This is a genomic window from Scandinavium sp. UTDF21-P1B (assembly GCF_040750395.1).
In the GTDB taxonomy this organism is placed as follows: Bacteria; Pseudomonadota; Gammaproteobacteria; order Enterobacterales; family Enterobacteriaceae; genus Scandinavium.
Genome location: NZ_JBFLVD010000037.1, coordinates 46,104 through 59,710, shown reverse-complemented (window position 1 = coordinate 59,710; position 13,607 = coordinate 46,104). Strand labels below are relative to the sequence as shown.

Below are 13,607 nucleotides of genomic sequence, written 5' to 3'. Positions count from 1 at the left end.
CCTTTTAATTTTATAGAACTTACACACCCTCTGTAATTTACAGGGCATGGTGGCACGTATCGCTATGCCCAGAATCTGGAGACAGATGAATGGATATTTCCGTGACTAACGTTAAAACAGGGCGCCGTCGCTACCTGACGCTGCTGATGATTTTTATCACCGTGGTGATTTGTTACGTCGATCGCGCAAACCTTGCCGTCGCTTCTGCACATATTCAGGAAGAGTTTGGCATTACGAAAACGGAGATGGGCTATATCTTCTCGGCGTTTGCCTGGATGTATACGCTCTGCCAGATCCCCGGCGGTCGCGTGCTCGACCGTTTAGGTTCCCGCACCACCTACTTCATTGCTATTATGGGCTGGTCCGTCGCCACGCTGTTCCAGGGCTTCGCGACCGGGCTGTTGTCGCTGATTGGCCTGCGCGCCATTACCGGTATTTTTGAAGCACCCGCATTTCCCACCAACAACCGCATGGTCACCAGCTGGTTCCCGGAGCAAGAGCGTGCTTCGGCGGTTGGTTTCTACACCTCCGGGCAGTTTGTTGGTCTGGCGTTCCTGACGCCGCTGCTCATCTGGATCCAGGAGATGCTGAGCTGGCACTGGGTGTTTATCATCACCGGCGGCATCGGCATCATCTGGGCGTTAATCTGGCATAAGGTTTACCAGGCCCCGCGCAAAACCAAAGGCATCACCCAGGCGGAGCTGGACTATATCGAACAGGGCGGTGGCCTGATCGACGGCGATGCGCAGATTGAAAACAAAGTCAGTGCGCCGTTGACCAAAGCCGACTGGAAGCTGGTGTTCCATCGCAAGCTGGTGGGCGTCTATCTGGGTCAGTTCGCTATCGCTTCGACGCTGTGGTTCTTCCTGACCTGGTTCCCGAACTACCTGACCCAGGAAAAAGGCATCACTGCGCTAAAAGCGGGCTTTATGACAACGGTGCCGTTCCTGGCGGCGTTCGTCGGGGTGCTGCTTTCGGGCTGGATTGCGGACAAACTGGTGCGTAAAGGCTTCTCCATTGGCTTTTCGCGTAAGCTGCCGATTATCTGTGGGCTGCTGATTTCCACCTGCATCATGGGCGCTAACTACACCAATGACCCGGTGTGGATCACCGTGCTGATGGCGGTGGCGTTCTTCGGCAATGGCTTTGCGTCCATTACCTGGTCTCTGGTGTCGTCTCTGGCACCGATGCGCCTGATTGGCCTGACCGGTGGGGTATTCAACTTTGCGGGTGGCCTGGGTGGGATCACGGTGCCGCTGGTGATTGGCTATCTGGCACAGGCGCACGGCTTTGCTCCGGCGCTGACCTACATCTCAGCAATTACGCTGATTGGCGCGCTGTCCTACATCCTGCTGGTCGGCGATGTGAAACGTGTAGGCTAAATTCCTGCCTTGCTATACCCTGATGCGATTCACGCGCATCAGGGTTCCTCAATGAAACAACTCACTTTTGCTCCTCGTCATCACCAGTTAACGAATACCCGGACATGGACTCCTGACGGCCAGTGGCTGGTGTTTGACGTGCGTCCGTCCGGCGCATTCTTTACCGGTGAAACCATCGAGCGGGTCAATGTCCACAGTGGTGACACAGAGGTGCTTTATCGGGCTACCAACGGCGCGCACGTTGGCGTAGTGACCGTGCATCCGTTTGAAGATCGCTATGTATTTATTCACGGCCCTGAAAATCCGGACGCGTCATGGCACTACGATTTTCATCATCGCCGCGGCGTGGTAACGCATCACAGTGAAACCCGCAATCTCGACGCCATGGATATCACCCCGCCGTTCACGCCTGGCGCGCTGCGGGGTGGAACCCACGTTCACGTTTACAGCCCGAACGGTGAATTCGTGAGCTTCACTTATAACGATCATGTTTTGCATGAACGCGACCCGGCGCTGGATTTACGTAACGTCGGCGTGGCCGCGCCGTTCGGGCCTGTTACGCCGCCGGGCCATCATCCGCGCGAATATGCGGGCAGCCACTGGTGCGTACTGGTGAGCCAGACCACGCCAGCGCCAAAGCCCGGCAGCGATGAGATTAATCGCGCCTACGAAGAAGGCTGGGTGGGGAATGAGCAGTTAGCGTTTATCGGCGATACGCTGTCGCTGAGCGGGGAAAAAATCCCGGAGCTGTTTATCGTTGACCTGCCGAAAGAGGAATCCGGATGGAAGCGGGCCGGGAAGTCCTCGCTTTGTGGCTCTGAAAGTACAATGCCCGCGCCGCCTGCGGACGTAGTTCAGCGTCGTCTGACGTTCACCCATGACAGGGCATTTCCGGGGCTGGTGAATACGCCACGCCACTGGGTGCGCTGTAATCCACAAGGCGACACGATCGCCTTTCTGATGCGTGATGAAGCAGGCGTGGTTCAGCTTTGGCTGATTACGCCGGACGGCAGCGATCTGCGCCAGCTGACGCACGCCAGCGGCATTCAGTCTGCGTTTAACTGGCATCCGTCAGGCAAATGGCTTGGGTTTGTGCTGGAAGACAGGATTGTGCTCTGCGATGCGCAAAACGGTGATATTCGCTTTTTGACGACTAATCATGAAAACCCACCGTCGGGTGACGCCATTGTGTTCTCACCAACGGGAGAGCATGTTGCCTGGATGCAGGAGACGGGCGGCTATCGCCAGCTCTGGATGACGAGCACGGAAGTCTGAATCAACGAACGGGCATCGCCGCAGGCGGGATCACGGCGTTCATCGCCTGCGTTTGCTGTTCGCTTTTCTCTACGCGGGAACGGACCGAGTTATCTTTGCGGAACAAATCCCACGGCAGCAGCAGCGTATCCGCGACGGCGGTAAACGGTAAATCCAGCAGAACGAGGGTTTTAGTGCCCCAGTTGGTGGCATCATCCCCTACCATCTCTGCACTGGCGCGCGTGCCGGGGTAGGTCCCCTCTTTGCCGCCGGTGTGAGACATGACGCTGGAGCACCCTGCCAGCGCGACCATCCCTGAGAATAAAACAGGTTTCAACATTAACGTTTTCATCATGCGCTATCATCGTTGTCGGCACCCGGAGTGCCTGTCTATCGGGTTATAACGGCCCGCTGAAAAAATACATAGTCCGGAAATGGCGCTCTGTGGCACCTGTCGCACTTTCGGCCTCCGTGCCGCCCTTCAGTCTATGCTCTGTGGGCGAAAGTGCAAAAAAAGTAAGACCTTTGCCCTTGATAAACGTTCCGCGAATCCCATTTTAATCCTGTACCCATTGAGAACATGCCTGAGGGGTGTTCCGGGTTCACGACCTGTCCATTGTGGAAGGTCAGAAAATTCTCGCTGATTTCAGGAGCTTTATGATTATGCGCAACTTCGATCTTTCCCCACTGTACCGTTCCGCCATTGGTTTTGACCGTCTTTTCAATCTGCTGGAAAACAACCAGAGCCAGAGCAACGGCGGCTACCCTCCGTATAACGTTGAACTGGTTGACGAAAATAACTACCGCATTGCTATCGCGGTTGCAGGCTTTGCCGAAAGCGAGCTGGAGATCACCGCCCAGGACAACCTGCTGGTGGTGAAAGGCTCCCACCCAACCGAGCAAAAAGAGCGCACTTATCTCTATCAGGGTATTGCCGAGCGTAACTTTGAGCGCAAATTCCAGATTGCTGAAAACGTGCATATTAAAGGCGCCAATCTGGTGAACGGGCTGCTCTATATCGACCTCGAACGCATTATTCCTGAAGCGAATAAACCGCGTCGTATCGAAATCAATTGATTCCCTTCAGGCGGCCATGCGCCGCCTGATAATACCTGCCCGCTGCTTGCCGACAGGGAGCAATGGCGAGTCTTTCACTCGCCGGGCCAAACTCGCTTCTTTGAAGGAGAACTATCATGCGTAACTACGATTTAACCCCTATGCTGCGTCAGTGGATTGGCTTCGATAAACTGGCCAACGCGATGCTGAATACCCCGGAAACTCAGGGTTTCCCGCCGTACAACATCGAAAAAAGCGACGATAACCACTACCGTATTACCCTTGCGCTGGCAGGCTTCCGTCAGGAAGATCTGGACGTGCAGCTGGAAGGCACTCGTCTCAGCGTTAAAGGCACGCCGGTGAAGCCTGAAACCGAAACCAAATGGCTGCATCAGGGCCTGGTGATGCAACCGTTTAGCCTGAGCTTCACCCTTGCCGAGCATATGGAAGTCACCGGGGCGACCTTCAGCAACGGGTTACTGCATATTGATTTGACCCGTAACGAGCCGGAAGCCATCGCTCCGCAGCGCATTGCCATTAGCGAGCGTCCGGCGTTGGACAGCTAAGTTCCAGATACCCGATGGCGCAGGCTTACCGGGCCTACGTACCCACCACGATTTGTTGGTCTTGTAGGCCCGGGCAAGCGAAGCGCCGCCGGGCAATTCAAGCCGCATTCTGAGCCCTGAATTCTTCAGGGCTTTTTTGTGCGCCGCGATCGATACATTTCAGTGCCTCTCTGCCAGAATCCCTTCTATCAGTAATGTTATTCACAGGGAAAAGACGATGAGTGATATAGCATTGACCGTCAGCGTTCTGGCGCTGGTGGCGGTTGTGGGGCTGTGGATCGGTAATATTAAAGTTCGCGGCGTCGGGTTTGGTATTGGCGGCGTGCTGTTTGGCGGCATTATCGTTGGCCATTTTGTTGAACAGGCGGGCGTTACGCTGAGCAGCCCGATGCTGCACTTTATTCAGGAGTTCGGCCTGATCCTGTTCGTCTACACCATTGGGATTCAGGTCGGACCGGGTTTTTTCGCCTCGCTGCGGGTGTCCGGCCTGCGGCTGAATCTCTTCGCCATTCTGATTGTGCTGCTTGGCGGTGTGGTGACCGCACTGCTGCATAAGCTGTTCGCCATTCCTTTGCCGGTGATGCTGGGGATTTTTTCCGGGGCCGTCACCAACACGCCAGCGCTCGGGGCCGGGCAGCAAATTCTGCGCGATCTGGGCGTGCCGTTCGAAGTCGTCGATCAGATGGGGATGAGCTACGCCATGGCTTATCCGTTCGGCATCTGCGGCATTCTGCTGACTATGTGGTTTGTGCGGCTCTTTTTCAGGGTGAACGTCGAGAAAGAAGCGCAGCAGTTTGATGCGCAGGCCGGGAACGGACACAGCCATCTGCACACCATCAACATTCGCGTGGAAAACCCCAACCTGCACAACCTTGCCATTCAGGACGTCCCCATTCTCAACAGCGATAAAATCATCTGCTCGCGCCTGAAGCGCGACGAAATGCTGATGGTGCCGTCGCCGGGAACGGTGATTCAGTCCGGGGATTTGCTGCACCTGGTCGGGCTTGAGGTGGATCTGCATAACGCGCAGCTGGTGATTGGCAAAGAGGTGGAAACGTCGCTCTCCACGCGCGGTACGGATCTGAAAGTTGAACGCGTTGTCGTCACCAATGAGAAGGTATTAGGCAAGAAAATCCGCGATCTGCACTTCAAACAGCGCTATGACGTGGTGATATCGCGACTCAATCGCGCGGGCGTTGAGCTGGTGGCAAGCAGCAACGCCAGCCTGCAGTTTGGCGATATCCTTAACCTTGTCGGGCGACCGGCGTCGATTGACGCAGTGGCGGCAGAAGTTGGCAACGTGCAGCAGAAGCTACAACAGGTTCAGATGCTGCCGGTGTTTATTGGGATCGGGCTTGGCGTGCTGTTGGGCTCCGTGCCGCTGTTTATACCGGGTTTCCCGGTGGCGCTGAAGCTTGGTCTGGCGGGCGGGCCGCTGATTATGGCGCTGATTCTTGGGCGCATCGGCAGCATCGGCAAGCTGTACTGGTTTATGCCGCCGAGCGCTAACCTTGCACTGCGAGAGTTGGGGATTGTGCTGTTTCTGGCGGTGGTTGGCCTTAAGTCCGGCGGTGATTTTATCCGTACGCTCACGGAAGGCGACGGCTTAAGCTGGATTGGTTACGGCATTTTCATTACCGCCGTACCGCTGCTGACGGTCGGTATCCTGGCGCGCATCTTTGCCAAAATGAACTACCTGACGCTGTGCGGTATGCTCGCAGGCTCAATGACCGATCCACCTGCGTTAGCTTTTGCTAATAACCTGCATGCAACGAGCGGTGCAGCGGCGCTCTCCTATGCCACGGTCTATCCGCTGGTGATGTTCCTGCGCATTATTACGCCGCAGCTGCTGGCGGTGCTGTTCTGGGCCTAGTCGTTTCACCGAAGGGGGATTACTCCCCCTTTAACAGCTGAGACGGCGGGAGGCCAAACCTGCGCTTAAACGCCTTGCTGAAGTGAAACGAGTCGAAAAAATTCAGCATATCGGCCACTTTTCCCACGCTTTGTCCCTCCTGCCTCAGCAGCGAATGCGCAAGGTCCAGACGCGCGTCCAGGTAGTACTCCTTTGGCGTTTTTCCGGTGTAGCGTAGAAACAGACGCCGCAGATATTGCTCGCTGCATTGCATCTTTTGCGCCATTTCCGTCACGCTCCAGTTTCGCTGTAGATCGCTGTGTAATACTGACAGTAATTTCTCAATCTGAATAAGCAGCGCATCTTTCTTGCCGTTTTCTGAAATAAGACATATCCACTGGTATATCATTTTGGTTAAGAACGCGACCGCGAGGTTATTCTTTAGTGGGTCTTTATGAGCAATCAATAACGCAACTTCCGACAGCTCCTGGTTAAATATCTCACCGTTATAAATTATACCCGTCTGTAATAGCGGAATTTCCATCACGTTGGTGGGGATAAACTCCATCCAGTATTGTTCCCACAGCAGGCCTGCGCAGTGATAGGACTGAATATCCATAGGTTTCAGGAAAATAATGCAGTTGCCGTTCAGGATTATTTCCGTACCGTCGCGCAGCAGCAGCTGGCCGCAGCCCTGTAGGGTGTAGATAGCCACCCATGAATTCGGTATCAGCGGTTTTTTCTTATCCCTTGGCCAAATAACCTTGTAGCTTTCGTCGGCCAGCGTATGCCAGAGTGAAATTAATGAGATGCCGCTGGAGATCACATTTTCGTCAATAACTAACGGAATATTGTAAGTGGTTTCGTTTTTTACATGCAAAAGAACGCTTTTTCCATTCATTTTATTTCGTCCACAACCAATTATCTGCCCAGCACATTAATGGGGAGTGTAATCCCCGAATAATAAATCGTTAAGGGCTGCAAGATGAACATTCAACAGATTGTGAGCTTTATAGCATTTACCCTACTGGTGGCATTGATTACATGGTGGAAGTTACGCAAGGCCGACACGGCTTCGCAACAGGGCTATTTTCTGGCCGGACGTTCGCTGAAAGCGCCGGTGATTGCGGCATCGCTGATGTTGACCAACCTGTCGACTGAACAGCTGGTTGGCCTGACGGGCCAGGCTTACCGCAGCGGCATGTCGGTGATGGCCTGGGAGGTTATCTCCGCCATTCCTCTGATTTTCCTGGCCTTAATTTTCCTGCCGCGCTACCTCCAGCGCGGCATCGCTACCATCCCGGATTTTATTGAAGAACGCTACGATAAAACGACCCGCATCATCATCGACTGCTGTTTCCTGATTGCCACAGGCATCTGCTTCCTGCCGATCATTCTTTATTCCGGCGCGCTGGCGTTTAACAGCATGTTCCACGTGGCCGAAGCGTTTGGCATCAGCCAGAACGCGGCTATCTGGGCAATGTCGGCCGTGCTGGGCATTTGCGGCATTCTCTACGCGGTGGTCGGTGGCATGAGGGCGATAGCCATCGCCGATGTGATTAACGGTATCGGACTGGTGATTGGCGGCCTGATGGTACCACTGTTTGGCCTGATGGCGATGGGCGGCGGTAGCCTTTCGGCGGGTCTTCATAAGCTGACTACCGATCACAGCCAGATGCTCAACTCTGTCGGCGGCAGCCACGATCCGGTGCCTATTGGCGCGGCGCTGACCGGACTGATTCTGGTTAACACGTTCTACTGGTGTACCAATCAGGGCATTGTCCAGCGTACGCTGGCCTCGAAAAGCCTGGCTGAAGGACAAAAAGGCGCGCTGCTGACGGCGGTGCTGAAGATGCTCGATCCTTTAATTCTGGTGCTGCCGGGGGTAATTGCTTTTCACCTGTTCCAGGACCTGCCGAAAGCCGATATGGCCTACCCGGCGCTGGTCAACAAAGTGATGCCGTTGCCGCTGATTGGCTTCTTCAGCGCGGTACTTTTCGGCGCGATTATCAGCGCGTTCTGCGGTTTTCTGAATAGTGCGTCAACGCTATTCAGCATGGGCATTTATCGCCGCATTATCAACGAGCAGGCCAGGCCGGAGCAGCTGGTTTCTGTGGGCCGTCGCTTTGGGTTTATCGTGGCGATCGTCTCCGTGCTGGTTGCACCGTGGATCGCCAACGCGCCTGAAGGGCTTTACACCTGGATGAAGCAGCTCAACGGCATCTACAACGTGCCGCTGGTAACGATTGTGATCATGGGCTTTTTCTTCCCGCGTATTCCCGCCGTGGCGGCAAAAGCCGCCATGCTTTTTGGCATCTGTAGCTACATCATTCTGAAATATCTGGTGCATTTCGAGCTGCATTTCCTCTACGTGCTGGCCTGCACCTTCTGCATCAACGTGGTGCTGATGCTGGTCATCGGCGCCCTCTGGCCGCGCGCCACGCCGTTTAAGTTCCATGATGCCTTTGCCGTGGACATGAAACCGTGGCGAAACGCGAAAATCGCCTCCGTTGGCGTCCTGTTCGCGATGATTGGCGTCTATTCCGGGCTGGCGCAGTTCGGCGGCTATCACGTGAAATGGCTGACCGTTCTGAGCTACGGCATCACCGTCGCGGTGGTGCTGTATCTCCTGTTTTCGGGCTGGCAGGCGCGCCGCGCAGGGCCTGACGTTTTCGCTAAAGAGATTAAGGAAAAACCATGAGCCGTCCCAATTTCCTGTTCATCATGACCGACACCCAGGCCACCAACATGGTGGGCTGCTATAGCGGGAAGCCGCTGAATACGAACCATATTGACCAACTTGCTGAGGAAGGGATCCGCTTTAATTCGGCCTACACCTGCTCGCCCGTCTGTACGCCAGCCCGCGCCGGGCTGTTTACCGGTATTTATGCCAACCAGTCCGGGCCATGGACCAACAACGTCGCGCCGGGGAAAAACATCTCAACGATGGGGCGCTATTTTCAGGACGCGGGCTACCGCACCTGCTACATCGGCAAATGGCATCTCGATGGACACGATTACTTCGGCACAGGCGTTTGCCCGCCCGAGTGGGATGCGGAGTACTGGTATGACGGGGCGAACTACCTGTCGGAGCTGACCGATGAGCAAATCAGCCTGTGGCGTAACGGCCTGAACAGCGTGGAGGATTTGCAGGAGCATCAGATAGATGAAACCTTCACCTGGGCGTACCGCATCAGCAATCGGGCGATCGATTTTCTCGGCAAACCGGATCGCCAGGACGAGCCGTTCCTGATGGTGGTCTCCTACGACGAGCCGCATCATCCGTTCACCTGCCCGGTGGCGTATCTTGAGAAGTATCAGGACTTTTACTACGAGCTCGGCGACAAAGGACGCGATAGCCTGGACGGCAAACCCGAGCATCACAGGCTGTGGGCGCAGGCGATGCCGTCGCCGGTGGGCGAGGATGCCCGCTACCATCACCCAATGTATTTTGCCTGCAACGACTTTGTGGACGATCAGATTGGCCGGGTGATCAACGCCCTGACGCCGGAGCAGCGGGAAAATACCTGGGTGATTTACACCTCCGATCACGGTGAGATGATGGGCGCGCACCGGCTTATCAGCAAAGGCGCGGCGATGTACGACGATATCACCCGTATCCCGCTTATCATGCGCCCGCCGCACGGCAAACCTGCGCAGGTGGACACCCCCGTCAGTCATGTCGATCTGTTGCCGACCATGATGGCGCTGGCGGGAATTCATCAGCCCGACATTTTGCCCGGCGAGAATATCCTGCAGGCGGATGCGGCTCGTGGGGTGATGGTGGAGTTTAACCGCTATGAAATTGAGCACGACAGCTTCGGCGGCTTCATCCCCGTGCGCTGCTGGGTGACGGACCGCTGGAAGCTGGTGCTGAATCTGTTCACCAGCGACGAGCTGTACGACAGACACAATGACCCGGACGAGCTGCGCAACCTGATTGAGAATGCAGACTACGCTAAAGTACGCGACGAAATGCACGACAGCCTGCTGGATTATATGGACAAAATCCGCGATCCGTTCCGGACCTACCAGTGGAGCCTGCGCCCGTGGCGCGCTCAGGCGAAACCCCGCTGGATGGGCGCGTTTCGCCCACGTCCTGAGGATGGCTACTCGCCGGTGGTGCGCGACTACGATACCGGGCTGCCCACTCAGGGTGTTAAGGTGGAAGAGAAGAAGCAGAAGTTTTGATGACCGGTTTCCCGTTGCTGCCCGGTGGCGCGAAGCTTACCGGGCCTACAGGGTACCCAGGCAGGGCAAACGTAGTGCCGCCCGGCAAAAAATGGATGAGATAAAGGAGCAACAATGAAGCTATCCCGTCTCGGCGAAGCGCCGGATTACCGCTTCTCGCTGGCAAACGAGCGCACATTCCTGGCGTGGATTCGTACCGCGCTGGGGTTTCTGGCGGCGGGTGTTGGTCTTGACCAACTGGCTCCGGATTTCGCCACGCCGCTCATCCGTGAACTGCTGGCGCTCCTGCTTTGCCTGTTTGCGGGCGCGCTGGCGATTTACGGTTATCTTCGCTGGCTCAATAACGAAAGAGCGATGCGCCTGAAAGACGATCTGCCCTATACGCGCGGGCTGCTGATTATCAGCATGGCACTGGTAGGCGTGGCGGCGGTAGTGATTGTGCTGGTGTTCTATGCCGGATAACCGTCGCGCGCGTCGCGTGAGCGATCCCGGTCTTCAGCCAGAACGCACGTCACTTGCCTGGTTCCGCACCCTGCTTGGCTATGGCGCGCTAATGGCGCTGGCGCTTAAGCACAACTGGCACCGGTCGGGTACGCCGTTCTGGCTCTCCGTGGCGGTGTTGATGGTGGTGAGTTTTATCCTCTGGCACTACACCCGCAGCCGCAATCTGATGAATGTTACAGACCTGGACTTTTCTCAAAATAGAGCAGTGCGTGATAAATTTTTGATCGCTCTCGCGGTCCTCTCCCTGGCTTTGTTGTTTGCTATAACTCACTTACAGCAGCTCGTAATACTATTCTAAGGGACTGAAATGACTGGATGTCACGTCATGGCTAAACCGGCCAGCTCGCGCTGTAACCTCCGTTGTCGCTACTGTTTTTATCTCGAAAAAAACCAACAGCCGGTGATGAGCGACACCACGCTGGAGGCTTTCATTCGTCAGCATATTGATGCGCAGCCCGGCGGCGATGTGCAGTTTGCCTGGCAGGGCGGCGAACCCACGCTCTGCGGGCTCGATTTCTTTCGCCGCGTCGTGGTGCTTCAGCAGCGCTACGCCGGGGAGAAGCGCATCTACAACGCCTTTCAGACCAACGGCGTGTTACTGAACGACGAATGGTGTCAGTTCTTCAAAGATCACAACTGGCTGGTGGGTATCTCTCTTGATGGCCCGGCAGCGTTACACGATGCGTTTCGCGTCAGCCGCAGCGGGAATCCCACGCATCACAAGGTGCTGCGGGCAATTGAGTGCCTGAAGACGCACGGCGTCGAATTTAATCTTTTAGTTGTGGTGAACAGCCTCAACAGCGCGCAGCCGCAACGCCTGTATCGCTATCTGCGCGAGCTCGGCACGCCGTTCCTGCAATTCATCCCGCTGCTGGAGATGAACGATCGCCATCAGCCGGATGAGTACTCCGTGTCGGCGAAGGCGTGGGGTGAGTTTCTGTGCGGGGTCTTTGACGTCTGGGTGCGTGAGGATATTGGTCGGGTATTCGTGCAGTTGTTTGATTCCACGCTCGGGGTCTGGAATGGTTTTTCCTCACAGATGTGCTCGCTCAGTAAAACCTGCGGCCATGCTTTTGCGCTGGAGAGCAACGGTGACGTGTACCAGTGCGATCACTACGTTTATCCCTCTTACCGGCTGGGGAATATTCACCACACCACGCTGGAGGACATAAACAGCAGCGCCGAAGCGGCAGCTTTTGGGCACTACAAGCTGGCATCGCTGCCGCAGGAATGTCACTCCTGCGCCGTGCTGCGGCTCTGCAACGGAGACTGCCCAAAACATCGCGATGCTTCCGGCAAAAGTGCAATATGCGAAGGCTATCGTGCATTCTTTGAATACACTGCGCCACACATGAAGGTGATGCGCGATTTAATCAATCAGCGCCGCTCGCCGCTGGAGCTGATGGCGATGCTGCGTCAGCAGGTGAGTTAACGCCCTTTCGCCAGGTATTGCGCCATCTCGGCTTCCGGCACCATGCCGCCACCTGTTGCCCACACCAGATGGGTGGCCTGGCAGATTTTCTCGGGTGCCAGCAGAGCACCTGTCCGCTGTGGTCCGGCCATTCCGGCCAGCGCCGACGGCTCAAGGAAAAGGTGCTCTTCCTGCGCCAGCCAGCCAAGCATGTCGTACAGAGTTTGATCGTCCAGGGTGTAAAAACCGTCCAGCAAATGCTCCATGGCGCGTCCAACAAAACCGGAAGCGCGACCCACGGCCAGACCGTCTGCGGCGGTGATATTGTCGATGCCAAGTTTCTGCACCGAAATTCCATCATGCAGGCCGGTATAAACCCCGAGCAGCATGCAAGGTGAGTGCGTGGGCTCGGCAAAAAAGCAGTGAACATGATCGCCAAAGGCGAGTTTTAAGCCAAACGCCACGCCGCCCGGCCCTCCGCCAACGCCGCAGGGCAGGTAAACATACAGAGGATGATCTGCGTCCACCACGCGACCCTGATCGCTAAACTGGGCTTTCAGCCGCTCGCCTGCCACTGCATACCCCAGAAACAGATTGCGGGAGTTTTCGTCGTCGATGAAAAAACAGCTCGGATCGCGCCCGGCGGCGATACGTCCTTGCTCCACGGCAACACCGTAATCTTCAGTATACTCAATGACCTCAACGCCGTGGCTGCGCAGCTTTGCCTTCTTCCATTCGCGGGCATCGGCAGACATGTGTACGGTGACCCTGAAGCCGAGCCTGGCGCTGATGATGCCAATCGACATCCCCAGATTCCCCGTAGAACCGACGGCGATACTGTACTGGCTGAAAAAGCGCTGAGCTTCGGGCAATAACAGCCGACTGTAGTCATCACTGACGGAGAGCAAACCCGCCTCAATCGCCAGCTTTTCAGCATGGGCCAGCACTTCATAGATGCCGCCACGGGCTTTGATGGAGCCGGAAATAGGCAGGTGGCTGTCTTTTTTCAGCAGCAGCGTGCCCGCTATCGGTTGACCGTACTCCTGTTCAAGGCGGCGCTGCATGGCCGGAATGGGGATCAGCTCTGATTCGATAATGCCGTGGGTGGGCGCGGTTTCCGGAAAGGCTTTTTCAAGATAAGGCGCAAAGCGTGCGAGGCGGGCATGGGCATCTTTTACATCCTCCGCAGTAAGCCCTACGTAGGGCAGGCCAACGGCCAGTGAGGAGGATTTTGGATTCAGCCAGCGGGTTTCACGTAGCGCAATGAGTTCAGCAACCAGTGGAAAGCGCTGTTTCAGTTCGGTCAGTTCGGTGGCATTCATGGCGAGGCTCTGTTCAGACGGATGCCAGAATAAAGCCAAAAAGCGGGCGACAGGGCAAGCAAAACCTGC

At 56.0% G+C, this 13,607-nt stretch carries 12 protein-coding genes, 1 pseudogene and 1 other annotated feature; of the genes and pseudogenes, 10 read left to right on the top strand and 3 right to left on the bottom strand.

The window, feature by feature from the left end; genetic code table 11:
• The first annotated feature begins 46 nt into the window (after window positions 1–46).
• Window positions 47–1,382, top strand: a pseudogene (locus tag AB1287_RS21725) (MFS transporter).
• A gap of 51 nt (window positions 1,383–1,433) precedes the next feature.
• Window positions 1,434–2,657, top strand: a complete 1,224-nt coding sequence (locus AB1287_RS21720) for a DUF3748 domain-containing protein (RefSeq protein ID WP_435619070.1) — start codon at window positions 1,434–1,436, stop codon at window positions 2,655–2,657.
• Window position 2,658: 1 nt separating this feature from the next.
• On the opposite strand, the gene AB1287_RS21715 is transcribed toward AB1287_RS21720, so the two are convergent.
• Complete coding sequence (locus tag AB1287_RS21715) at window positions 2,659–2,991, bottom strand: YceK/YidQ family lipoprotein (RefSeq protein ID WP_312628013.1); 333 nt, start codon at window positions 2,989–2,991, stop codon at window positions 2,659–2,661.
• Window positions 2,992–3,231: 240 nt separating this feature from the next.
• Window positions 3,232–3,306 (top strand) — a sequence feature (ROSE (Repression Of Heat Shock gene Expression) occurs in the 5'-region of heat shock genes and acts as an RNA thermometer to modulate expression.).
• On the opposite strand from AB1287_RS21715, the gene ibpA reads away from it, so the two are divergent.
• The 3 genes from ibpA to AB1287_RS21700 all read left to right on the top strand — a co-directional run bounded on the left by ibpA (window position 3,300) and on the right by AB1287_RS21700 (window position 6,131).
• Complete coding sequence (gene ibpA / locus AB1287_RS21710; RefSeq protein WP_312628044.1) at window positions 3,300–3,713, top strand: small heat shock chaperone IbpA; 414 nt, start codon at window positions 3,300–3,302, stop codon at window positions 3,711–3,713. (Overlaps the previous feature by 7 nt.)
• A 116-nt stretch (window positions 3,714–3,829) precedes the next feature.
• Entirely contained in the window at window positions 3,830–4,258 is a 429-nt protein-coding gene (gene ibpB / locus AB1287_RS21705) for a small heat shock chaperone IbpB (RefSeq protein ID WP_312628012.1), read from the top strand.
• A gap of 217 nt (window positions 4,259–4,475) precedes the next feature.
• A complete protein-coding gene (locus tag AB1287_RS21700) occupies window positions 4,476–6,131 on the top strand; it encodes a putative transporter (protein WP_312628011.1) in 1,656 nt (551 codons plus the stop codon).
• Between the two features lie 19 nt (window positions 6,132–6,150).
• On the opposite strand, the gene AB1287_RS21695 is transcribed toward AB1287_RS21700, so the two are convergent.
• A complete protein-coding gene (locus AB1287_RS21695) occupies window positions 6,151–7,011 on the bottom strand; it encodes an AraC family transcriptional regulator (RefSeq protein WP_435619069.1) in 861 nt (286 codons plus the stop codon).
• An 84-nt stretch (window positions 7,012–7,095) separates the two neighbouring features.
• Here AB1287_RS21695 and AB1287_RS21690 point away from each other — a divergent pair, with 84 nt between their 5' ends.
• The 5 genes from AB1287_RS21690 (at window position 7,096) to AB1287_RS21670 (ending at window position 12,237) form a co-directional block, all read left to right on the top strand.
• Window positions 7,096–8,811, top strand: a complete 1,716-nt coding sequence (locus tag AB1287_RS21690; protein WP_435619068.1) for a solute:sodium symporter family transporter — start codon at window positions 7,096–7,098, stop codon at window positions 8,809–8,811.
• Window positions 8,808–10,301, top strand: coding sequence for a sulfatase-like hydrolase/transferase (locus AB1287_RS21685; protein WP_435619067.1), 1,494 nt, complete (start codon window positions 8,808–8,810; stop codon window positions 10,299–10,301). The genes AB1287_RS21690 and AB1287_RS21685 overlap by 4 nt, the downstream gene beginning before the upstream one ends.
• A gap of 114 nt (window positions 10,302–10,415) precedes the next feature.
• Window positions 10,416–10,763 carry a YidH family protein gene (locus AB1287_RS21680; RefSeq protein WP_435619066.1) on the top strand — a complete coding sequence of 116 codons (348 nt, stop codon included), beginning with the start codon at window positions 10,416–10,418 and terminating at the stop codon, window positions 10,761–10,763.
• A complete protein-coding gene (locus AB1287_RS21675; RefSeq protein ID WP_435619065.1) occupies window positions 10,753–11,103 on the top strand; it encodes a DUF202 domain-containing protein in 351 nt (116 codons plus the stop codon). Before AB1287_RS21680 ends, AB1287_RS21675 begins: the two co-directional genes overlap by 11 nt.
• 9 nt (window positions 11,104–11,112) lie before the next feature.
• Window positions 11,113–12,237, top strand: a complete 1,125-nt coding sequence (locus tag AB1287_RS21670) for an anaerobic sulfatase maturase (protein WP_435619064.1) — start codon at window positions 11,113–11,115, stop codon at window positions 12,235–12,237.
• Here the strand turns inward: AB1287_RS21670 and dsdA are convergent.
• Window positions 12,234–13,538, bottom strand: a complete 1,305-nt coding sequence (gene dsdA / locus AB1287_RS21665) for a D-serine ammonia-lyase (protein ID WP_435619063.1) — start codon at window positions 13,536–13,538, stop codon at window positions 12,234–12,236. The genes AB1287_RS21670 and dsdA overlap by 4 nt on opposite strands.
• Window positions 13,539–13,607 lie beyond the last annotated feature (69 nt).

Bases quoted from the DNA above. Each gene is read 5' to 3' on its own strand.
- AB1287_RS21680 (WP_435619066.1), top strand. From the start codon at position 10,416: ATGAAGCTATCCCGTCTCGGCGAAGCGCCGGATTACCGCTTCTCGCTG.
- AB1287_RS21695 (WP_435619069.1), bottom strand. From the start codon at position 7,011: ATGAATGGAAAAAGCGTTCTTTTGCATGTAAAAAACGAAACCACTTAC.
- AB1287_RS21670 (WP_435619064.1), top strand. From the start codon at position 11,113: ATGACTGGATGTCACGTCATGGCTAAACCGGCCAGCTCGCGCTGTAAC.
- ibpA (WP_312628044.1), top strand. From the start codon at position 3,300: ATGCGCAACTTCGATCTTTCCCCACTGTACCGTTCCGCCATTGGTTTT.
- AB1287_RS21715 (WP_312628013.1), bottom strand. From the start codon at position 2,991: ATGATGAAAACGTTAATGTTGAAACCTGTTTTATTCTCAGGGATGGTC.
- AB1287_RS21690 (WP_435619068.1), top strand. From the start codon at position 7,096: ATGAACATTCAACAGATTGTGAGCTTTATAGCATTTACCCTACTGGTG.
- AB1287_RS21720 (WP_435619070.1), top strand. From the start codon at position 1,434: ATGAAACAACTCACTTTTGCTCCTCGTCATCACCAGTTAACGAATACC.
- ibpB (WP_312628012.1), top strand. From the start codon at position 3,830: ATGCGTAACTACGATTTAACCCCTATGCTGCGTCAGTGGATTGGCTTC.
- AB1287_RS21700 (WP_312628011.1), top strand. From the start codon at position 4,476: ATGAGTGATATAGCATTGACCGTCAGCGTTCTGGCGCTGGTGGCGGTT.
- AB1287_RS21685 (WP_435619067.1), top strand. From the start codon at position 8,808: ATGAGCCGTCCCAATTTCCTGTTCATCATGACCGACACCCAGGCCACC.
- dsdA (WP_435619063.1), bottom strand. From the start codon at position 13,538: ATGAATGCCACCGAACTGACCGAACTGAAACAGCGCTTTCCACTGGTT.
- AB1287_RS21675 (WP_435619065.1), top strand. From the start codon at position 10,753: ATGCCGGATAACCGTCGCGCGCGTCGCGTGAGCGATCCCGGTCTTCAG.